This window comes from Vibrio sp. Vb339 (assembly GCF_902751245.1).
Taxonomy (GTDB): domain Bacteria; phylum Pseudomonadota; class Gammaproteobacteria; order Enterobacterales; family Vibrionaceae; genus Vibrio; species Vibrio coralliirubri.
Genome location: NZ_CADDIS010000005.1, coordinates 218,467 through 240,893 on the forward strand (window position 1 = coordinate 218,467; position 22,427 = coordinate 240,893).

Consider the following 22,427-nt stretch of genomic DNA (forward strand, 5'->3'; position numbering starts at 1 on the left):
TATAGGTGCCTTTTGCTATCTGATTTCTTATCGTGCTGATTAAAGCTTTATATCGTCAAGGCTAAAATCAAGACCTAGGTTCATCTCTCTCAGCTCTTTCTCAAGCTGCCTACGATCGTTGATGGCTTCGATTTCACGCCACTTGCGCTTGAGTGGTTTCGAGCGTGATTTTTGAGTTACACGAGGCATTTCTAGTTCTGATACTTCATCGAATTGAAAGCTATCCATAAGCCATATCTCCTTCCGTGGGACTAGTTCTTACGAACCAATAAATATCATATTTAGGTTCACAATAACTATGATTTGTTTCTCATTTGTTTCAAATTCATGAAGCTTTTGTTCTATTTTCTTATGCATGCTCACACATTATCAGGATTTTTATGTACAAAAAACAGGCAAACAAACCTAAGTAAACGATTAAATTGGGGGTTATTGAATGTTAATTCATTGTGCGAATGGAATAGCGTTTTGACTACAATGCATTGAAGTGCACATGGTGCCGTGCGGTATAGGGATCTCATTGGCCTAGAAAAAAACGAAGATCTTCACTATACCTTGTAAAACCTAGGCTGACGTCATTTTTATGGGATGATGTTCTTGTTGGGGTAGTGCCGTGGCTGTTGTTGATATTATGTCCCGATAATGTGACTTTTATTGGGCTGCATTGTTGAAAGTTGTGTTAACAAAAGGTGTGTTATTAGTGAAATGTCATTTTAATATAAGTGCATTTGCATATTGATTTTTAGGCCGTCTCGCTGCATTATCCGCCCGTCAAAAAATACACTGATACGTAAAATGGATGCATGAAGCGACATTTACAGTCTCAATCGCCGCAAGAATATAACAAGAGTGCCGACACAACATTGACAAAGGCATAGGCGATTAAGAGGAAGGCTAGGAAGCATGATCGGTGCTTAAACTCAATTACGAGGTTCACGTGACAGACTTAATCAATTTGATGAACGATCTCCTTTGGGGATCTATCTTAGTTTACTTACTGGTTGGTGTGGGTATCTACTTCACTGTACGACTAGGCTTCATTCAATTCCGCCATTTCGGCCACATGTTCTCTGTTCTTAGAAACAGCCGTAAAGCAGACAGTGCTGGTATCTCTTCTTTCCAAGCTCTTTGTACTAGTCTCGCTGCTCGTGTTGGTACGGGTAACATGGCAGGTGTTGCAGTAGCACTAACCGCTGGTGGCCCTGGTGCTATCTTCTGGATGTGGCTAATCGCAATGCTAGGTATGGCAACATCGTTTGCAGAAAGCACACTGGCACAGCTATACAAAACGCGTGATAACGACGGTAACTACCGCGGCGGCCCTGCATACTACATGGAGAAAGGCCTAGGCATGCGTTGGATGGGGGTTCTATTCTCTATCTTCCTAATCATTGCATTTGGTCTTGTATTCAACGCGGTTCAAGCGAACGCGATTGCAAGCGCAATGAACACAGCATTCGACCTTGAGCGTAGCTACGTTGGTGTTGGTATCGTAATCATCTCTGCATTCGTTATCTTCGGTGGTATCCGTAAGATTGCACGTACAGCAGAAATCATCGTTCCAATCATGGCATTGGCTTACCTAGCGATCGCTATGTACGTAATGTTCGCGAACATCGAGAAAGTGCCTGAAGTACTGGCTCTTATCTTCAAGAGTGCATTCGGTCTGCAAGAAGCAGCAGCGGGTGGCCTAGGTTACGCAATCGCACAAGCGATGATTAACGGTATCAAACGTGGTTTGTTCTCGAACGAAGCGGGTATGGGTTCTGCGCCAAACGCAGCAGCTTCTGCTACGCCTTACCCACCGCACCCAGCATCACAAGGTTACGTGCAAATGCTAGGCGTGTTCATGGATACCATTGTTATCTGTTCAGCAACAGTAGCTATCATCCTGATGTCTGGTGAGTATGTACCACACGGTGAAGTAACGGGTATCGAACTAACGCAACGTGCACTAACAGCACAAGTGGGCGAATGGGGTGGCATCTTTGTCGCGGTAGCGATTTTCTTCTTCGCTTTCACTTCAATCATTGCAAACTACTCGTACGCTGAAACGAACCTTATCTTCCTTGAGCACAACAACAAGAAAGGCCTAGTGCTGTTCCGTATTGTTGTTCTGGGTATGGTTATGTTCGGTTCTCTAGCGACATTGCCAACGGTATGGGCACTGGCTGACGTATCGATGGGTCTAATGGCGATTGTTAACTTGGTAGCGATTATCCTGCTATCAGGCATCGTGATTAAGCTAGCGAAAGACTACAACCGCCAACTAGACGCGGGTAAAGTACCAACATTCGATTCGAATGACTTCCCAGAGCTTAAGTCTCAGCTGGAAGACGGTATTTGGGACAACAACAAGAAGTAATCTTGTTGGAGCGATAAACGGCTCATCCTAAAGTGATTAGAAAGGCTAAGGTTTCGACCTTAGCCTTTTTCTTTGCCTGTCATTTGTTTCATTCTGTCTATCGAAGCTCATTCTCCCTATCGAAGTAATAGGAAGAGTCATAAAGACAAGTTGATGTTTTTTCTATACTCTAGCAGCATCCAGTTAGATAACCGATTAGGGTAAAGTTATGTTAGTTGTCGTTTCTCCAGCCAAAACACTTGATTACGAATCACCATTAGCGACAGAACGCTTTAGTCAGCCTGAGTTTGTTGAACACTCTGCTGAGCTGATTGAAGAGTGCCGCAAGCTGACGCCAGTAGATATTTCTGCACTGATGAAAGTCAGCGATAAAATCGCAGGGTTGAACGTAGCGCGCTTTGAGCAGTGGAGCGAGACCTTTACCCAAGACAACGCACGCCAAGCAATCCTAGCCTTTAAGGGCGATGTATACACTGGCCTAGACGCTGAAACGCTATCGGATGAAGATTTTGACTACGCACAAAACCACCTGCGCATGCTTTCTGGGTTATATGGCTTGCTTAAGCCATTAGATTTGATGCAGCCGTACCGCCTAGAGATGGGTACACGCTTGGCGAATGCTCGTGGTACTAACTTGTACCAGTTCTGGGGCAACATTATCACAGACAAGCTGAATGAAGCATTGAATGCTCAAGGCGACAACGTGCTGATCAACCTAGCGTCTAACGAATACTTTAAAGCCGTGAAGCCGAAGAACTTGGATGGCCAAGTGATTACCCCTGTCTTCAAAGACTGCAAGAACGGTCAGTACAAGGTGATCAGTTTCTACGCGAAGAAAGCGCGTGGCATGATGGCTCGCTACATCATCGAGAACAAGATCGACTCGGTTGAGGCGCTTACTCAGTTTGATACGGCGGGGTACTACTTCGTTGAAGAAGAGTCGAACGCGAAAGAGCTTGTTTTCAAGCGCGAAGAGCAAAACTAGTAGTCCTTGGCTAACGAGTAGCTCTCGGTTTTAGCCTGATAACAGGCCCGATAGAGAAAAGCCCCATGCAGCGAACTGCATGGGGCTTTTTTATTGAATCGTTGAAGCTGGTAGATTACTTCTTCTTTGCTGCTTTCTTTTTCTTCGCGATTTTTTTCTTCTTCGCGATTTTTTGTTTCTCCACCGCTTTCTTATCTTCTTTCTTCGGCTTCTTCTTCTTGGTCACGGCCGCTTTCTTATGCGTAGGGCGCATGCCTTCGATGAAGCGTTCTTTGATTGGTTCGTCTGTGTAACGAGCCACACGCTCAATCATTAGTTGATCGTGCGCTTCAATGATAGAAACCGCGTTACCTTTTTTACCAGCACGAGCCGTACGGCCAATACGGTGTAGGTATACGTCAGCCGTACGTGGCATGTCGTAGTTGATTACGTGGCTTACGTCTGGAAGGTCGATACCACGCGCCGCAACGTCAGTCGCTAGTAGTACGTTTACAGAGCCGTCACGGAAACGAGCAATCGCGTTGTTACGACGATCTTGAGGCATTTCACCTTGGATCCACGCACATGGGATTTGCGCGCTTTCAAGTTGAGCTCGTAGATCTCCTAGACGATCACGCGTCTTCAAGAACACGATGCTGCGTTCAGCTTGCTCTGTGATGACGTGCTTTAGGATGTTCAGCTTGTGCTCTGCTGTGTCTGCACGGTGGTACCACTGAGTGATCTTCTTACGCTCACGAAGTGATGATTTCGCATCGATCTCCGCTGGGTTTTTCAGTAGATCTTCAGTGAAGCCTTCAATGCCTTTACCTTCTAGCGTTGCTGAGAACAGTAAAGTTTGTTTACGCCAGCGACACTCTGCAGACAGACGGTCAACAACAGGCCCAAAGCCCATGTCTAGCATGCGGTCGGCTTCATCTAGAACCAGCCATTCAATCGCACGACAGTCAAAACGCTCGCCTTCAATGTATTCCATCAGGCGGCCAGGTGTTGCTACTACGATATCTTGAGTTGTACTTAAGATATCTGCGTGCTCTTGGTACATCACACCGCCCGTGATCGTGAAGATATTTAGGCTGGTGTATTTAGCAAGCTCACGTGCTTGTTCGGTGATCTGCATTGCTAGCTCACGCGTTGGCGTCAGGATAAGCATACGTGCAGGGCCAGATTTCTTACGTGGGAAATCCAGTAGGTATTGCAGTGCTGGCAATACAAATGATGCTGTTTTACCAGTACCTGTTGGCGCAGAAGCCAAAACGTCTCTTCCATCTAACGCTTGTGGGATTGCTTCAGCTTGTATCTGTGTTGGACGTTCGTAGCCCATTTCGTCAATTGCTTTAAGCAGCTCTTGGTTTAGATCGAGTTCTGCAAAGGTTCTGATCACTGTTGTTTCTCCACAAGCAATAAATGTTTCTGCCTCAAAAAGCAGACGATAAAAAAGAGTAGTCGGACATTATAGAAGCATTAGTGATTAGGATCACATGGTATTTGCTACATCTTGAGATAAAAATCTTTAGTGAGCGCAATAAATGCTTCGCTATAACCACTTTGATGGTGAATTGTAAGCGATTCGCGCTGCAAATCTTGCTCGCAAGCAGGATCTTTAGATAACTCAAATAGAATTCGGCTAGCCGGTTTCTTGTCTGTTGTTTTCACATCAAGGCGTTTTGCTAGATACCAACCACATTGCTCGGCAAGCTTGATAAAACCTTCCCCCTCAGGCGTCGGTAGGATGAAACTGGCAGTCGCGGCTTCAGTGGTTATCTCGAAACAACGCTGGGCAAGCGCTAAGTGATCCAAGCTGTCGGTGTGTCTGGCGGTGGCTCTTTGGCTTTGCTGCGCCTGTTCTCCAGAGTTGAAGTAGGGCGGGTTACAGATGATCGCATCAAAACTTTGTGGAAAGTCGGCCGTTAACACGCTGCCGTGATCAAGGGAGATACGATCTTGCCAAGGCGACTGCTCAATATTGACTGTGGCAGCATTAATGGCGTGTTGATCAATATCTATCGCAGAGATTGAAGCATCTTCAAAACGCTGCGCTGCCATTAAGGCCAACAGGCCTGTTCCTGTTCCAATATCGAGTACACATGATCTTTGTGGCAGGCTTACCCATGCGCCAAGTAATACGCCATCGGTACTGACTGGCATACCGCTTTTCCCGCCGTAAATTGAGAATTGCTTAAAATTGAAGCTTTTAGTTTGCACTGTTTTGTCTTTCATTAATGTTCTGAGTATCGAGATATTTTAAGTGATTAGCTCTAATGTTAACCGCTTGTATGGATCAATGTTCTGCTTGAGAAACTATTGTTGTGCATTATGGTTAGTTTATAATTGTGGCTATTTTTCTATAGCTAGTGGAATCCACTGCTTTTTGTTCTCATATGCAAATTTATATGGTGTTTTTGTGTGGTGGCTTGCAGCTAGCCAGTTGTTTCGTCATTATGCGCGACTATTTTATAGATTGATTGGCAGCTTTGAGCTGTAACATTCATGTAAGCACAACATAAATTCATAAATATAATTAAGGATTATCTGTGAAACAGAGTCTAAAACTAACAGATATAATGGCATTGGGCTTTATGCTTTTTGCGTTTTTCTTGGGTGCGGGTAACATCATCTTCCCACCTCTAGCTGGCCAATTAGCTGGTGATCACTTCCTTCCAGCGATGTCTGGTTTTCTGCTGACTGCCGTTGGTCTGCCGTTAATCACTATCGTCGCGGTCGCAGTGGCTGGTGGCTCTTGGGGTCACTTAACTAAAGATCTTCCTAAGAAAGCTGCAACCATCATGGCTGTGCTGATCTTTATCATTATCGGTCCTGCATTTGCTGCACCGCGTACTGGCCTTGTTGCCTATGAGATGGCGGTGAAACCGTTCTTCATCGATGCCTCTCAAGCTCACCTAACTCTCTTTTCAATTGCATTTTTTGTCGTAGCGATGTTCTTCTCATGGTCGCAAGGTAAGCTTATTGACGTCATTGGTAAGGTACTAACACCTGCACTGTTCGTTGGTTTGGTTGTACTGGCGATTGCTGTGTTCGTTAACCCTCAAGGCGATATTCTTGCGGCTCACGGTGAGTACATCACTCAACCTCTGACCAAAGGTTTCCTTGAAGGCTACAACACCATGGATACTTTTGCTTCATTGATGTTTGGTATGCTGATTGTTGATGCGATTCGTAGCAAGGGCATTACTGACCGTGCAGCGACGACTAAGTACCTAATTAGCGCGGGTTGTATTGCCGCAGCGGGTCTAGCGTTTGTTTACATCTCTCTATTCTTCCTAGGCGCAACAAGTGCAACAGTCGCAGCCGGTGCCGACAATGGCGGCGCGATCTTAAGCCTATACGTTCAATCGTTGTTTGGTCCTTCTGGTCAGCTAGTGCTTTCTGTGATCGTACTGTTAGCGTGTCTAACTACGGCGATTGGCCTTGTGTCAGCATGTTCTGATTACTTCAGCTCGCTAACGCCTCTGTCTTACAAGACTTGGGTAATCATCAACGGTGTCGCTTGTGCAACTGTTGCGAACGTTGGTCTTTCTCAACTGATTTCTCTGTCTGTTCCAGTACTGTTTGCACTGTACCCAGTCGCTATCGCGTTGGTTGCTCTGACATTCTTGCGTAGCCGTTTCCCTAATCCAAAAGCGGCTTACCGCGTAGTGGTATTAGTGTCACTGCTGTTTGCTCTTATTGATGGCGCTAAAGTTGCGGGTGTAGACGTGTCTGCACTTAAGATGCTGCCACTGTTTGAGATCGGTATGGGTTGGTTGCTTCCAACAACGGCTGCAATCATATGTATGTTCTTTGTTGGCAAGTCAACAGAACAAGAGATGGCTGAAGAGACGGTTTAATCTTCCGTTGAGATTAGATTGTCCTTCGAGATGAAATAGAAAAGGCCTCATTACTTCGCAGTAATGAGGCCTTTTTGTATTCTGTGGTCTTTTTATATTCAACTACTTAACTACTTAACTACTTAACTACTTAGCCGAGGCATTTCTATTTGGTTATAGCTTTTCGCTGTACTCAACCAATACTTGCTCAACCCAGCTTGCGATACGGTCGTCGCTAAGCTCGTATTGTGAATCTTCATCAAGCGCCAAACCAACGAATTGAGATTTGTCTTCCGTTAACGCTTTAGACGCTTCGAACTCGTAGCTGTCATCGTTTGGCCAGAAACCAACAAACTCTGCCCCCGCGGTTTTCAGTTCATCATGCAACAGACCCATCGCATCAAGGAACCATTCGCCGTAGCCTTCTTGGTCACCTAAACCAAACAGAGCCACAACCTTGCCTTTCATTGGCGTGGTTGCGATGTCTTCCCACAGTTCATTCCAATCTTCTTGGATTTCACCGAAGTCCCAAGTCGAGATGCCCAGCAATAAAAGGTCGTAGTCCGCCATCAATGAAAGAGGGGTTTCTTTCACGTTATGGATATCAACTAGGTCTTCACCAATAATGCCGCGAATTTTCTCTGCTGCCATTTCTGTGTAGCAGGTGGTTGAGCCGTAAAATAATCCAATTTTCATAGCAAACGTTCGATTTTAATTTCAGATGGCGAATTCTAACCATAAATCGACTTCGATTGCAGCGATTATCCGCTCAAGTCGTAATTTTTATGGCATTCATATTTGCTCTGGCATACTCTCAAAACAGTTTCCAATATTGTGAGTAACACTATGCAGTCGCCTCAAGGGCAGAGCGCAGACCACGGTCTCGTTGAGCAGTTTTTAGATGCTATGTGGATGGAGCGAGGATTATCGGAGAATACGCTTGTCTCGTACCGTACCGATTTGTCCAAGTTATTAGCGTGGATGGAAAAGAACAATTACCGCCTCGACTTCATTAGCCTTTCAGGTTTACAGGATTATCAAGGCTGGTTGGCAGACGCCGATTTTAAACAGACTTCTCGTGCCCGTATGTTGTCGGCGATTCGTCGCTTGTTCCAATATTTACACCGCGAGAAAATCAGAGGCGATGATCCAAGTGCCTTGTTGATCAGCCCGAAGCTGCCGCAACGCTTGCCGAAAGATTTGAGCGAAGAGCAGGTTGATGCTTTGCTTGATGCGCCAGATCCGAACGATCCGATTGAGCTTCGCGATAAGGCGATGCTTGAGTTACTCTATGCAACCGGTTTGCGTGTGACAGAACTGGTTAGCTTGACGATGGAAAACATCAGCCTAAGACAAGGTGTGGTGCGTGTTATTGGTAAGGGTGGCAAAGAGCGCTTAGTACCCATGGGCGAAAATGCGGTGGATTGGATAGAGACTTTTATTGAACAAGGTCGTCCACATCTACTTGGCGAAAACAGTTCTGATGTGGTTTTTCCGAGTAAACGCGCCAAGCAAATGACCCGTCAGACGTTCTGGTATCGTATCAAGCACTACTCGGTCGTCGCTGGAATCGACACAGAATTGTTGTCACCCCACGTATTGAGACACGCTTTTGCGACGCATTTACTGAACTATGGCGCAGATCTCAGGGTCGTACAGATGTTACTTGGGCATAGTGACTTATCGACAACCCAAATTTATACTCACGTGGCGACTGAAAGGCTGAAGCAAATTCACGCGCAGCATCACCCACGTGCTTAAATCCATTTATTTTTAAGGTGAACTTAATGAGCGTATTACGCCGTCTTCCTCTACTAGCGCTTCCTCTTATGATTACTGCATGTAATGCATCAGAAGCGAAAGTAGAAACAACATCAACAGCCGTAGAAGCTGGTCCAGCTCAAGCTATTGATACAGCTGCGTTAACTAAGCGTTTTGAAAAAATCGGTATTAAGGTTGATAAGATTGTCCCTTCGGATATCGATGGTCTGTTAGAAGTTCAAACCAACAGCGGCATTATCTTTTCTTCTCCAGAGGGCGATCATTTTCTAGCGGGTACTCTTTACTCTTTGGATGAAAACGGTAAGTTCAGTGATGTTTTGGCTGAGCGTCAAGCTCCGCTGAATGCTGAAAAAGTCGCAGCGATGTCGGATACGGTTATCGAATACAAAGCCGATAACGAAAAGTATGTTGTGACGGTATTTACTGACATTACGTGTGGCTACTGTGTTCGTCTGCACAGCCAAATGCAAGGCTACAACGATTTGGGTATCACCGTTCGTTACATGGCTTACCCACGCCAAGGCGCGACAGGGCAAGTTGCCGATCAAATGGCAGCAATCTGGGCTTCAGATGATCCAAAAACAGCGATGCATGACGCTAAAGTAAACCGTCAAATGCCAGCGTCTGGTAAAGACCTAGCAGAGCAAAAGCAGATCATTGCTAAACAATACCAACTGGGTCGTGAGCTTGGCATCAATGGCACACCGGCTATCGTGCTAGCAAGTGGTGAGTTGGTGAGTGGTTACTTACCGCCAGCACAACTTCTTCAACGTTTAGAGCAATAATCTCATTTTCTGTATTGCTAATTTGTCCCCCATGTTTTTGATTTAAGGAGTGGCCTGATTGATATCGGGCCCATTTTTATATGATAGAGATCCAACGCCGTCCTGAGGTCGACATTTCAGTCTTACCTGCTCACTTACCTGACTTGTTAAAGCGCATTTATGTGAGTCGCGGAATCGACAGTGCCGACCAACTAGAGACAGCAGCGAAAGGCTTGCACTCTTATCAAAAACTGGGTGGCATAGATGCTGCGGTTGAGCTGTTGTTCAAAGCGATTCAACAGCAAAAACGCATCATCATTGTTGGTGATTTTGATGCTGATGGCGCGACCAGCTCGGCGTTGTCTGTTTTAGCGTTACGTATGCTCGGCAGCTCTAACGTCGATTATCTAGTACCAAACCGTTTTGAAGATGGCTATGGCTTGAGCCCGGAGGTTGTCGAACAGGCAATCGATCTTGGTGCTGAAGTGATCATGACGGTCGACAACGGTGTCTCTTCAATTGAAGGTGTTCGCTTTGCTAAAGAGAAGGGGCTAGAGGTTCTGGTTACCGATCATCACTTGCCGGGCAATGAACTGCCAATGGTCGATGCGATGGTTAACCCAAACCTTGAGAGTTGTGCTTTTCCTTCTAAAGCCTTAGCGGGTGTAGGTGTGGCTTTCTATCTGATGATGGCACTGTGTGTTCACATGCGTAAACTGAATTGGTTTGCAGAACGCGGCATGACAGAACCTAAGTTGATGGAACTGATTGACCTTGTGGCGCTGGGTACGGTTGCCGACGTGGTTCCACTCGATGAAAACAACCGAATTTTAGTGCATCAAGGTTTGCAACGCATTCGTGCGGGTAAAGCGCGTCCGGGTATTCAAGCTTTGATCGAAATTGCTAAGCGGGACGCTAAACGTTTGGTGGCGTCTGATTTTGGCTTTGCACTTGGTCCTCGTATCAATGCAGCTGGTCGATTGGATGATATGTCTTTTGGTGTTGAGCTGCTAATGAGCAACAACATCCATGCGGCGCGTCGAATGGCGAGTGAGTTAGATGGCTTGAACCAAACACGTAAAGAGATCGAAGAGGGTATGAAGCAAGAAGCGATGGCTTTTTGTGAGCGCCTTGAGTTTGGTAAAGACGATCTGCCTTCTGGTTTAGCTCTGTTCCAACGTGATTGGCACCAAGGTGTGATTGGTATCTTGGCTTCGCGTATCAAAGACAAATACCACCGCCCAGTGATTGCGTTTGCAGATGGCGGCGAAGGCAGTATCAAAGGTTCATGTCGCTCAATTCCAGGTTTGCACATGCGTGATGCTTTGGACCGAATCGACACTCAAAACCCAGGCTTGATTCTTAAGTTTGGTGGCCACGCAATGGCGGCTGGCTTAACCATCATGGAAAAGGACTTTGAACGCTTCAGCAAGCTGTTCAATGATGTTGTGAAGAATGAACTTGGAGAAACAGCACTGAAGGGCATTATCTTGTCTGATGGTGAGCTGTTACCTGAAGAGTTCTCGATGCACACCGCTGAAACGCTGCGTTCAGGTGGCCCGTGGGGGCAAGCTTTCCCTGAGCCAATCTTCGATGGTGAGTTTAAAGTGCTGCACCAAAAGCTGGTGGGTGAAAAGCACCTTAAGCTGATGCTCGAGCCGCTCTACAAAGGCCACCCAACCAATGTGATGATTGACGGTATTGCCTTTAACGTCGACCTACGTCGCTGGCCTGATGCCTCGGTGAAAACCGTTCACCTTGCATTTAAGCTCGATATTAACGAATTTCGTGGCAATCAATCGTTGCAGTTGATGATTGATCATATCGAAGCCAAATAGTTATTTTGGGCTCAATAATGCGCATCATATAGCGCTAAATTCAACAAGCTCTGTTCAAAAACAGGGCTTGTTTTCCTTCCTGCCCTTACAAATTTTACGTGTTTTTTCTGCCTGTCAATTTTATATTCCATTAAGTTGTTGAATCTTGGTTCACCACTCTAAAAAATTCTGTATCTCCGTCACACTTTTGAGTACAATTCTTCGGTTAAATTCTACTCATAAATGATGAGCTAAAATGTTTGAAATCAATCCTATAAAAAACCGTCTGCAGGATGTGTCTGAGCGCACAAATATCCTGAGGGGGTATCTTTGACTATGACGCTAAGAAAGAGCGTCTAGAAGAAGTAAACGCAGAATTAGAACAACCGGATGTATGGAACGAACCTGAGCGTGCTCAAGCGCTAGGTAAAGAACGTTCTGCATTGGAAGCGGTAGTAGAAACGATCGACCAACTTGACCAAGGTGTTGAGGATGTTGATGGCCTATTAGAGCTTGCGGTTGAAGAAGAAGATCAAGAAACGTTCGATGAAATTGAACCAGAACTGGCCGAGCTTGAAGCTAAGCTAGAGAAGCTGGAATTCCGTCGTATGTTCTCTGGTGATCACGATGCATCAGATTGCTACATCGATTTACAGTCAGGCTCGGGCGGTACAGAAGCTCAAGACTGGACTTCAATGATGTTGCGTATGTACTTACGTTGGGCAGATTCGAAAGGCTTCAAGACTGAAGTTATCGAAGTGTCGGATGGTGATGTTGCTGGCCTTAAAGGCGCAACGGTACGTATTTCTGGTGAGTATGCTTACGGTTGGTTACGCACAGAGACTGGTGTTCACCGTCTAGTTCGTAAGTCACCATTTGATTCAAGTGGTCGTCGTCATACTTCATTTGCATCTGCGTTTATCTATCCTGAGATTGATGACAACATTACGATCGACATTAATCCTTCTGACCTACGTATTGACGTATACCGTGCCTCTGGCGCTGGTGGTCAACACGTAAACACCACGGAATCGGCGGTACGTATTACTCACGTTCCGACCAACACCGTGGTTCAGTGTCAGAATGATCGTTCGCAGCATAAGAACAAAGATCAAGCGATGAAGCAGCTACGTGCTAAGCTTTTTGAACTTGAGATTCAAAAACAAAATGCTGAAAAACAAGCGAGCGAAGAAACGAAATCAGACATCGGTTGGGGCAGTCAGATCCGCTCTTACGTACTGGATGATTCTCGTATCAAAGATTTACGCACCGGCATCGAAAACCGTAATACTCAAGCGGTTCTTGACGGTGACTTAGACAAGTTTATTGAAGCTAGCCTGAAATCAGGTCTGTAAGCTTTATCAACTATTAAGCTTTACCAATAATATTGGTAAAAATGCCTATATTTGCAAAAATATAGCGGTCCAAATTTTAAAAGCAGGGTACATCTCTAATGACTGATGCTGTTCAAAACGAAAACGCACAAGAAGCTTCTTCACCTGAAGAGAACAAACTAATCGCTGAGCGCCGCAGCAAGCTGGATCACATCCGCCAAAACTGCAAAGCTAACGGTCACCCAAATGACTTCCGTCGTGAGCACCTAGCTGGCGATCTTCAAGCGGAATTCGGTGAGAAGACTAAGGAAGAGCTAGAAGAGCTTAACCACATCGTTGCGATCGCTGGTCGTGTTATGGCGAAGCGTGGTCCATTCCTTGCGATTCAAGAAACTTCTGGTCGTATCCAAGCATACGCAGCGAAAGACGTACAAAAAGTACTGAAAGAGAAGTACCAAGGCCTAGATATCGGTGACATCATCGGTGTTAAAGGTGCGCTTCACAAATCGGGTAAAGGCGACCTTTACGTGAACATGGAAGAGTTTGAATTGCTAACGAAAGCACTTCGCCCTCTACCAGAGAAGTTCCACGGTCTAACTGACCAAGAGATGCGTTACCGTCAGCGTTACGTTGACCTAATCGTGAACGAAGATTCTCGCAATGCATTCATCGTGCGTTCTAAGCTAGTATCTTCAATCCGTAACTTCATGAGCGCGAAAGGCTACCTAGAAGTTGAAACGCCAATGATGCACGTGATCCCGGGTGGCGCAACTGCACGTCCATTCATCACTCATCACAATGCACTAGACATCGACATGTACCTACGTGTTGCACCAGAGCTTTACCTTAAGCGTCTAGTGGTTGGTGGTTTTGACCGTGTATTCGAGATCAACCGTAACTTCCGTAACGAAGGTCTATCTCCACGTCACAACCCAGAATTCACAATGATGGAATTCTACCAAGCGTACTCGGACTATAAAGACCTTATGGATCTGACAGAAGAGATGCTAAGCACGGCAGCAATGGACGTTCTTGGTTCTACTTCTATGCCTTACGGTGACGAAACGGTTGAGTTCGGTGGCACTTACGCTCGCATGAGCATGTTCGATGCAATCAAACACTACAACCCTGAGCACGCTGAGATTCAAGCGCTAACAGAAGCAGACCTACAAGACCGTGAGAAGATGGTTGCTATCGCAAAATCTGTACACGTAGACGTAGAAACGTTCTGGACATGTGGTCAGCTTCTAGAAGAGATCTTTGGTGAAACGGCTGAGCCTCAGCTAATTCAACCAACGTTCATCACTGGCTACCCAGCGGACATCTCTCCTCTAGCACGTCGTAGCGATGACAACCCATTCTTCACAGACCGTTTTGAGTTCTTTATCGGTGGCCGTGAAGTAGCGAATGGTTTCTCTGAGCTTAACGATGCACAAGACCAAGACGAGCGTTTCAAAGCGCAAGTTAACGCGAAAGACGCGGGTGATGATGAAGCGATGTACTACGATGCAGATTACATTACTGCACTAGAGCACGGCCTACCGCCAACAGCGGGTCAAGGTATCGGTATCGACCGTCTAGCAATGCTATTTACAAACACGCACACAATCCGTGACGTGATCTTGTTCCCGGCAATGCGTCCACAAGCGTAATTCTCGCTTATAGGGCGTAACAGCCTATGTAATTAAAAAGCCACCTTCGGGTGGCTTTTTCTGTTTTTGGGCTTCAAAACCTAGTCTGTACCGCACTCTTGATTCGAAAAATCGTTATTTCTGACATAGTCTTACTATTGAGACATAAAATCTAAGATAGTCTCACTACTATACGCCTCTGCGCTGAATACGATCTCGCGGCATTTTGTCGAACGATGAAGCAGTGACTCGTATTAGCCTGATTTAAATAAAAATAGAATAAGGAAGAAGGATGGGAACTCAATTTAAGATGGATTCCTTACCAGGTTCTCTTATCGTCGTTGGTGGTGCGTACGAACCCTGGTTATCAGTGTTAGAACAAGTGGGTTGGCAGTGTACCCAGTGTGCAGATTTACGAAAAGCCGATGCCTTGATTGCTGATATTGGCCCATGTATTGGTATTGTCGATCTTAGTCATGATGAGTTCAGTCTCAACGGTATTGCTAACCTTGTGAGCAATAACAAGCAGGTGAGATGGCTCGCCTTTATCCGTGAATCGCAATTAAGCTCTGATACGATCTGCCAGTTTATCGTTAACTTCTGTATCGACTTTTTCACGGCGCCAATCCCAGATGCTCAGTTACTGAGTACCATTGGTCACCAACTGGGTATGCTTAAGCTTGAGCAGAAGGTATGGCCAAACTACGGCATCAATAACAACATGGGACTGCTAGGCGATTCTGTGGCCGTGAAGCGCTTGAGAGACCAAGTGAAGCGTATTGGGCCGACGGATGTCAGTATCTTGATTTATGGCGAGAGCGGGGCTGGTAAAGAGACTATTGCACGCTCTATTCATCAAAATTCGTCGCGAGCACAGAAACCATTTTTAACGGTTAACTGTCGTGCCTTGTCTGAAATGAGAATAGAGGCCGAGGTGTTTGGCATATCAACACAGCCAGCGACTGCGCCTTGCATGCTGGAAGAAGCCGATGGCGGAACCATCTTGCTTAATGATGTTTTAGCGATGCCACGCAATCAACAACTGAACCTGTTGCGCTTTCTACAAGAAGGTAAGATTGAAACCGCGAATGGACCCAAATCTGTCGACGTGCGTATTCTGGCTGCGAACTCCTCTGATATCGAGAAGGCGTTGATCGAGGGCGACTTCAATGAAGAGCTTTATCACTACATCAATGTTCTGCGTATTCATGTTCCAAGCTTAAAAGAACGTGTGAGTGATATTTCAGTACTGGCTAATCACTTTCTGCGTGAGTACTCGAAAGAGTTTAATGCTCAAGCGAAGAGCTTTTCAGACGATGCTATCCGTTCGATGAATCGCTACCATTGGCCTGGAAATGTGCGTGAGCTGATGAACCAGATTAAGCGTGTTGTGTTAATGTCTGATGCGGTGATCATTGAGGATCACCAACTCGATTTACCAAAACAGAATGATGAACGCCGAAGTTTGAAGAGTATTCGTGAGCGTTCAGAGCGCGATGCACTGCTGATTGTATTGGAGTCTTACGGCGGTCAGGTTTCGTTGGCAGCTAAAGAACTTGGCGTATCACGAGCAACTATGTACCGATTGCTCAATAAACACAGCCTAATCTCTGAGGGGGTTGTTTAGACTCTTTTCTACATGACTTTATTCAGTCACTGTAAACGAAAGGCCACGTATCTACGTGGCTTTTTTGTTTCTGAAGGATAGTCAGTTCTTTTCTAGCTCAGCCCGAAGATAGATATGCTGTGATTTTATATAATCATAGTGAATATGTTATATTTAAATGAATATGCAACTGATATTTTAGGTAAATGCATTGTTTTGAAAATGTTAACCAATTATCGGTTGAATAATATACTCACTTGGTTAGACTTTACCCGTGTGAAAGCAGAGATATTAACAAATACTTGTCTGCTTTTACTACCTCATTTCTTTTTGGATTTTTTAGTTAGCTTGGAGGCGCAAATGAAACATTTCGATTTTATACAGCATATTTGCGCGTCGTTTGATCCGTGTACTGACATGGTGACTGATATGTCACAAACATCAGCCATGGCCGATCGAAACACCCAAGATAAACCTAACTAATAGATCCGTATCCTTATTTGGCTGCGGAAAAATAGCAGCTAAATGAGAAGCCCTCATACTATCTAACACGCTATTTTTCCTCAGTTTATTCAACAACTGGAGAGTTATTATGCGTCACTCAGTATATTTAAAATTAGCAACAGTCCTTATCCGTGCCGATCTTCGTCGTGAAGAGCGTGAATGGCAACGAAAAGTTCGTCGTAGTTCATATGATCTACCATGGAACAATACTCACTTATTAAGAGATATTGGTCTTGAGGCTGACGGTCGACCTATTGGTTTTTCTGAACCAGAAGTTGTCACTATTGAACGTCGAGTACGTCACCTTCGTCGTGTCCTAAGTGCGCGAATACCGACGTAATCTGCGGGGTTGATAGCACCGTTCAACCCCTAAGATAAGTCACAGTGATAGTTATGGCGTCGAAAGTGCAAACTTTTGAACTAGAACTGGTCAAATAAGAGAAGCTCTTGCTTCTCTTTTTTGCTTTTTTAAGCCGTTATCTATGCTTTTTTAAGTTGTTCTCTAGTAAAGGAAAAGAGTTCTACTAAGCTTTATAGAGCAAGGGAGGCTGGCTATGCAGAAGCATCAATTAGACATGTGGTTACATGGAGAGCATAAAGACTCTTATCAAACTCCAAAAGTGTACGTTATAGGCTGTTCTGATATCTCAGAATATCTACTGGCGGTGGAGTACAAACACAAGCTAGAACCGGTAAAGCAAGACGGCGAGCCGCTTCACTTTGGATCCTTGGATCAAGTGAAAGAGGAGTTACTCCGGCTCGGCTTTGAAAAAGCGTATCTTCGCCTACATAACGCGTATGATGAGTTTGGTAATGAGCCAAGCCAAAGCTACTGTGACATTGAACTGGCGCTTAAACCTCATTAAGAGAGCGTTTGTTGCTAGAGATTGATTCTAATTACAGGCTCTTTTGTAACGCATTGATAGTTTTCGCTACCGAGGCTCGATTAAACGATCTATGCGTAATGTGTTGTCAGCAATTTGTGGGTGAATTGAGTTCGTAGATAGAAACCACGTGGTTTAGTTTTGATAGGTTTTCCACTTGCATCGTAAGCTTCGGTTAACACTCGACTGTTGGCAGCTTTTGGACGTAAATGCAGTGCTTCACCGTGTCTTGCAGTTATTTGCTCAACATTGCCTAACACGATCAATTCCATTAGTTCTTCCCAATCTCTTTTCAAGAGTTCGTCTTCAGCTTGGCTAGGTGTCCATAATAAAGGGGATCCTACATGCCTCTCTGCTAACGGGATCTCTCTTTCTCCCTCGACAGGGATCCACAACACCTTAGACAGCTTGTTTCGAACGTGGCTGGTTTCCCAAGTTATGCCTTGCACACCCATCAAAGGCGCGACACACACAAAGGTGGTTTCGAGTGGCTTGCCAGAATAGCCAATCGGAATACTTTTTAGCTCGATCCCTAGCTTGGCAAAATCTTGTTCTGGCTTGCTGCCTGCAGGTGCACCCAAGTGCCATTCCAATAACTGCCCAACCCAGCCTTTATCACGCTTAAGGTCGTTTGGCATCCGCATCTCGGCTTCGTCGGCGAGTTCTTTAAAGGTCATTCCGGCGATGGCATACGCGCGCTCTAACAGCTCTTGTTGTGTTTGTGGTTCTGGTTTCATAATAAAAGGTATGATCAAAAAAACGATTTTATCAGAAGTTATCACCAAATGACGACTGGTTAAGAAATGATCTCCTTGCGAGAAAAGGGATCAAACTCAGGGTTATCCACAGGACATAAAGGTAATTAATTGAAATATTAATTTAGTGGATAAATAAACAGGGGTTTATGGTGGATAAAATGCTTGCCAAATGGGGTTCAAAATGAATCTTTCACTTGGTAGTGTGGATAAACATCGGAGTGGTTGATCTTTAACCATGTCGAATTTCTGAAAGATCTTTTACATTTCCAATGTTTTTTAAAACTAAGATATTATTTTAATTGGTTGATTTATATGAAGATAAATTAAATTTTATTGATTTGTCGTTTTTTGTGTTGATGAATCTATGGATTAAAAAAACGATTGCGGGTAATTCTTCACATAGTTATTCACAGAAAAGGTGAATAAATGTGGTCTATGTCTCACTATTGTGTGGGTAACTAGAATTTGAGCAAAACTTATCCATATCTTTAGTTATTATTCATAAATATAGCGCTTATCACGTCACTAAGTTTGCTCCGATTGGGGATATGTGGAAAAATCAGAGTAATTAAAAATTTAGATAGAGGTTGGCCAGTGATAGATGGCGATGGTTACCGATTAAATGTTGGTATTGTAATCTGTAACAACCATGGTCAGGTCTTCTGGGCTAAACGATACGGGCAACATTCATGGCAATTCCCTCAAGGGGGAATAGATGAAGGTGAGACTCCGGAACAAGCAATGTACCGCGAGTTGTATGAAGAGGTTGGCCTTACTAAAAAGGATGTAAAGATCGTCGCGACAAGTCGTCATTGGTTACGCTACAAGCTACCCAAACGACTGGTTCGGTGGGATTCTAAACCTGTCTGTATTGGACAAAAACAGAAGTGGTTCCTTTTGCGCTTAGATTGCGATGAATCGCATATCAACATGCAGCGTGGAAGTACACCTGAGTTTGATGGTTGGCGTTGGGTGAGTTACTGGTACCCAGTTCGACAAGTTGTTTCTTTCAAGCGAGATGTTTACCGTCGAGCGATGAAAGAGTTCGCATCTTTAGCAATGCCGTTTAAAGAGCGAAAAATAAAAGGAAAGCGCAAATTGCGTAGAGGTTAAGCATGCTCAGTCAACTAAGGGAAATAGTTGAACACGTATCAAGAGTTGAAGATGTGTCGACGGCTCTTGATATTTTGGTTAAAGAGACATGCAGTGCGATGCAGACGGAATGTTGCACCGTGTATTTGGCAAATAATGATATGCAGCGCCTTGAGTTGATGGCAACTCAAGGCCTGATCTTCAAAGGCAACAGCATTCACATTGGTTTTGATGAAGGTCTGGTTGGCCTTGTTAAAAGAAGTGCTGAACCTATCAACCTTGCACAAGCGTCTGCTCACCCTGCTTATAAGTTTTTTCCAGAGCTTGGAGAAAACGTCTATCACTCTTTTCTCGGTACTCCGATTATCCACCGCAAGCAAGTGCTCGGTGTATTGGTCATTCAACAGAAGACCCCGCGTTTATTTAGTGAGATGGAAGAATCCTTCCTTGTCACGCTCTCTGCACAACTTGCCGTTATTGTGGCGCACGCCCAAACTCAAGGCCATTGGCTGTTAGAACAACAGAAGCTACCGGCGACTAAAGGTATTGCAGCTTCATCGGGTGTGGCGATTGGTGACTTATGGTGGGACAACACTCAGCCTGAACTCACCGATGTTTATCCTGCTTCTACGCTCAATGTAGAGAGAGAGCATGAGTTGTTGGCGGTAGCGGTTGAAAATGCCCTCAATGACTTTAAGCGTATGCGAAAGCGTTTAGATAGCGAAATCAATAAAGACGCGCTGGCGATCTTTGACCTGTTTACTCACTTACTCAACGATCCAATGTTGCGTAAGGATCTAAAAAGCCAAATCCAGAAAGGCGATAAAGCCGATTGGGCATTAAGGCAGGTTGTAGAGAGTTATTCTAATCGCTTTGCTCGTATGTCCGATGTGTATCTTCGTGAGAGAGCACAAGATATCCGAGAGCTCGGACAAAGGCTGCTCTATTTCCTCCACAACTCTGAACATGAACTTCGCACGTTAGATAAGCCGATTATCCTAGTGGTTCGTGAGTTAACCGCTTCGGTATTAGCGTCTATTCCAAAAGAAAAGCTCTTGGCGGTTATTTCTTTGGAAGGGGCGGCGAACTCGCACGCAGCAATTTTATCTCGAGCGCTTGGCATACCTTCCGTCATGGGGGTAAATCTTAACTTAGCTCAAGCTAATGGTAAGCGAGCGATTGTTGATGGGTATAGCGGTGAGATCTTTATTGAGCCGACTAAAAGCCTGCTCAAAGAGTATCGTGGGCTGATTCTAGAAGAGAGTGAGCTCTCCTCTATGGTCAATCGCGAGCTGTACCTTCCGGCAAAAACCCAAGACGACAAGCAAGTCGAGATCCTGCTTAATGCGGGCTTGAGTGCAGACACTAACATCGCTATCAACCAAGGTGTTGATGGAGTAGGGCTGTATCGAACTGAAATCTCTTTCTTGTTGCAGCAAAGATTCCCGTCAGAGGATGAACAATTCAAGCAGTATCGTTCTGTGCTGGCAAGCTACCCAGAGAAACAAGTGGTGATGCGTACACTCGATATCGGTGGTGATAAGGCCTTACCGTATTTTCCTATCGAAGAGGACAATCCATTCCTTGGTTGGCGTGGTATTCGTTTTACGCTCGATCATCCTGACATCTTTATTATTCAGTTACGAGCCATGCTACGTGCGAGTTGTGAAAGCCATAACTTGAGTATTTTGTTGCCGATGATCTCTGGTGCTCAGGAGTTGGATGACGCGCTACAGCTGATTGAACAAGCGTATGACGAAGTGCATGAGCTTGATAACCGAGTGCGTATGCCTCGCGTTGGTATCATGATTGAAGTGCCATCCATGCTGTACATACTGCCGCTGATTGCGGATAAGGTCGACTTCGTTTCAGTCGGTACCAACGACTTAACCCAATATTTATTAGCGGTTGATCGGAACAATTCACGAGTATCCGATGTCTATGAATCAATGCACCCTGCGGTGATCATGGCATTAAAACAAATTCATGATACTTGTAAGCAATATCAATTACCTGTGTGTATTTGTGGCGAGTTAGCCGGTGACCCGATGGGCGCGCTGCTATTGATTGGATTGGGGTATGAGACGCTAAGTATGAATACCTCGAATGTCGCAAGGACCAAATATTTGATTCGTCAATCGAACTTGGCTGAATTACAGGATTTGGCAAATAAGGCACTTTCAAAACCGTATGGTAGTGACATCTATAGTATGATGCTGAACTATTTCGAAGAGCGTGAATTTACAGGCTTCATTCGAGCAGGTAAAAAATAGGATTTAACGTGTCATATGAACTGATAGGCTTGTTAGCAGGCCTTGGTGCTATTGTTGGTGTTTTAGCTGGCTTGCTAGGCATTGGTGGTGGTTTGCTGGTGGTTCCTGCCTTACTGTTTTTGCTTCCTAAAGCGGGTATCCCTCAAGAGTTTGCGATGCAAATGGCATTGGCTACTTCGCTATCAACCATCATCGTTACGTCAGGATCGTCTGCGATTAACCATCTAAAATTGGGTAACGTAGAGATATTTGTCGTTAAATGGTTGATGCCAGGTGTGGTGATAGGTGGCTTCCTCGGTTCTTTCGTGGCCGATGTAATCCCAGCTCAATACTTACCAAAAGTCTTTGGTGTGATTGTTTTGGTGTTGGCGTTGCAAATGCTGTTGTCGATTCGCTCCAAGAGCCAAAAATCGATGCCGGGTTCAGCTAAAACCGTGCTGTGTGGTGGCGGGATTGGTTTGGTATCAAGCTTAGCGGGCATTGGCGGTGGGTCTTTATCGGTACCTTTCCTTAACCATCACGGTGTGGAAATGCGTAAAGCCGTCGGCTCGTCTTCGGTATGCGGTTGTGTTATCGCGATTTCGGGAATGCTAGGTTTCATTTGGCATGGATCTTCTGTCGATGATCTTCCTGCGTATAGCTTAGGTTATGTTTATCTGCCGGCTTTGATCGCGATATCTTGTACCTCAGTTTTGACCACTCGAGTAGGTGCGAAACTGGCCACTCAATTGCCAACCCCTGTGCTGAAGAAATTCTTTGCGGTATTTTTAATGTTTATAGCAGCCACAATGCTGCTGTAGTGTCTTTT

19 protein-coding genes are annotated in these 22,427 nt (G+C 45.0%); 14 read left to right on the top strand and 5 right to left on the bottom strand.

Features of this window, described 5'->3' with window-relative positions; all coding sequences use genetic code 11:
• Positions 1–39: 39 nt before the first annotated feature.
• Positions 40–228, bottom strand: a complete 189-nt coding sequence (locus HRQ85_RS20310; RefSeq protein ID WP_017059319.1) for a DUF3545 family protein — start codon at positions 226–228, stop codon at positions 40–42.
• Positions 229–937: 709 nt separating this feature from the next.
• Here HRQ85_RS20310 and HRQ85_RS20315 point away from each other — a divergent pair.
• The gene (locus HRQ85_RS20315; protein ID WP_032545312.1) at positions 938–2,365 is read left to right on the top strand and encodes an alanine/glycine:cation symporter family protein; all 1,428 of its coding nucleotides are present in this window, start codon (positions 938–940) and stop codon (positions 2,363–2,365) included.
• 208 nt (positions 2,366–2,573) lie between these two features.
• The gene (gene yaaA, locus HRQ85_RS20320; RefSeq protein WP_048606773.1) at positions 2,574–3,350 is read left to right on the top strand and encodes a peroxide stress protein YaaA; all 777 of its coding nucleotides are present in this window, start codon (positions 2,574–2,576) and stop codon (positions 3,348–3,350) included.
• A 115-nt stretch (positions 3,351–3,465) separates the two neighbouring features.
• On the opposite strand, the gene srmB is transcribed toward yaaA, so the two are convergent.
• Positions 3,466–4,731 carry an ATP-dependent RNA helicase SrmB gene (gene srmB, locus HRQ85_RS20325; protein ID WP_017059323.1) on the bottom strand — a complete coding sequence of 422 codons (1,266 nt, stop codon included), beginning with the start codon at positions 4,729–4,731 and terminating at the stop codon, positions 3,466–3,468.
• Between the two features lie 107 nt (positions 4,732–4,838).
• Positions 4,839–5,567, bottom strand: coding sequence for a tRNA1(Val) (adenine(37)-N6)-methyltransferase (locus HRQ85_RS20330; RefSeq protein WP_172380475.1), 729 nt, complete (start codon positions 5,565–5,567; stop codon positions 4,839–4,841).
• A 314-nt stretch (positions 5,568–5,881) separates the two neighbouring features.
• On the opposite strand from HRQ85_RS20330, the gene brnQ reads away from it, so the two are divergent.
• Positions 5,882–7,195, top strand: a complete 1,314-nt coding sequence (gene brnQ, locus HRQ85_RS20335) for a branched-chain amino acid transport system II carrier protein (protein ID WP_019820574.1) — start codon at positions 5,882–5,884, stop codon at positions 7,193–7,195.
• Positions 7,196–7,348: 153 nt separating this feature from the next.
• Here the strand turns inward: brnQ and fldB are convergent, their stop codons facing one another.
• Positions 7,349–7,870, bottom strand: coding sequence for a flavodoxin FldB (gene fldB, locus HRQ85_RS20340; RefSeq protein ID WP_048606779.1), 522 nt, complete (start codon positions 7,868–7,870; stop codon positions 7,349–7,351).
• Between the two features lie 150 nt (positions 7,871–8,020).
• On the opposite strand from fldB, the gene xerD reads away from it, so the two are divergent.
• The 8 genes from xerD to HRQ85_RS20380 all read left to right on the top strand — a co-directional run bounded on the left by xerD (position 8,021) and on the right by HRQ85_RS20380 (position 17,478).
• Positions 8,021–8,935, top strand: a complete 915-nt coding sequence (xerD, locus tag HRQ85_RS20345; protein WP_017059327.1) for a site-specific tyrosine recombinase XerD — start codon at positions 8,021–8,023, stop codon at positions 8,933–8,935.
• A 26-nt stretch (positions 8,936–8,961) separates the two neighbouring features.
• Entirely contained in the window at positions 8,962–9,741 is a 780-nt protein-coding gene (locus tag HRQ85_RS20350) for a thioredoxin fold domain-containing protein (RefSeq protein WP_050651909.1), read from the top strand.
• Between the two features lie 80 nt (positions 9,742–9,821).
• Positions 9,822–11,558 carry a single-stranded-DNA-specific exonuclease RecJ gene (gene recJ / locus HRQ85_RS20355; RefSeq protein ID WP_081231018.1) on the top strand — a complete coding sequence of 579 codons (1,737 nt, stop codon included), beginning with the start codon at positions 9,822–9,824 and terminating at the stop codon, positions 11,556–11,558.
• 235 nt (positions 11,559–11,793) lie between these two features.
• A protein-coding gene (gene prfB, locus HRQ85_RS20360) for a peptide chain release factor 2 (protein ID WP_100208942.1) occupies positions 11,794–12,892 on the top strand; the annotation gives its coding sequence in 2 pieces (ribosomal slippage) (positions 11,794–11,868 and positions 11,870–12,892; 1,098 coding nt in all).
• Between the two features lie 98 nt (positions 12,893–12,990).
• Entirely contained in the window at positions 12,991–14,523 is a 1,533-nt protein-coding gene (gene lysS, locus HRQ85_RS20365) for a lysine--tRNA ligase (protein ID WP_017059330.1), read from the top strand.
• Positions 14,524–14,794: 271 nt separating this feature from the next.
• Entirely contained in the window at positions 14,795–16,129 is a 1,335-nt protein-coding gene (gene vpsR / locus HRQ85_RS20370) for a cyclic-di-GMP-binding transcriptional regulator VpsR (RefSeq protein ID WP_050646298.1), read from the top strand.
• Between the two features lie 571 nt (positions 16,130–16,700).
• The gene (locus HRQ85_RS20375) at positions 16,701–16,952 is read left to right on the top strand and encodes a hypothetical protein (protein ID WP_004735015.1); all 252 of its coding nucleotides are present in this window, start codon (positions 16,701–16,703) and stop codon (positions 16,950–16,952) included.
• Between the two features lie 214 nt (positions 16,953–17,166).
• A complete protein-coding gene (locus HRQ85_RS20380; protein ID WP_004735016.1) occupies positions 17,167–17,478 on the top strand; it encodes a DUF6482 family protein in 312 nt (103 codons plus the stop codon).
• 89 nt (positions 17,479–17,567) lie between these two features.
• Here the strand turns inward: HRQ85_RS20380 and mutH are convergent, their stop codons facing one another.
• Positions 17,568–18,233, bottom strand: a complete 666-nt coding sequence (gene mutH / locus HRQ85_RS20385) for a DNA mismatch repair endonuclease MutH (RefSeq protein WP_253918872.1) — start codon at positions 18,231–18,233, stop codon at positions 17,568–17,570.
• A gap of 615 nt (positions 18,234–18,848) precedes the next feature.
• Between mutH and rppH the strand changes: the two genes are divergently transcribed.
• From rppH to HRQ85_RS20400, 3 genes are read left to right on the top strand one after another with little or no spacing between them, the layout of a single operon-like run.
• On the top strand, positions 18,849–19,367 hold the full coding sequence (rppH, locus tag HRQ85_RS20390) for an RNA pyrophosphohydrolase (protein ID WP_017059335.1): 519 nt from the start codon (positions 18,849–18,851) through the stop codon (positions 19,365–19,367).
• Between the two features lie 2 nt (positions 19,368–19,369).
• Positions 19,370–21,619, top strand: coding sequence for a phosphoenolpyruvate--protein phosphotransferase (gene ptsP, locus HRQ85_RS20395; protein WP_050644343.1), 2,250 nt, complete (start codon positions 19,370–19,372; stop codon positions 21,617–21,619).
• Between the two features lie 8 nt (positions 21,620–21,627).
• On the top strand, positions 21,628–22,419 hold the full coding sequence (locus HRQ85_RS20400; protein ID WP_048606789.1) for a sulfite exporter TauE/SafE family protein: 792 nt from the start codon (positions 21,628–21,630) through the stop codon (positions 22,417–22,419).
• Positions 22,420–22,427: the final 8 nt, after the last annotated feature.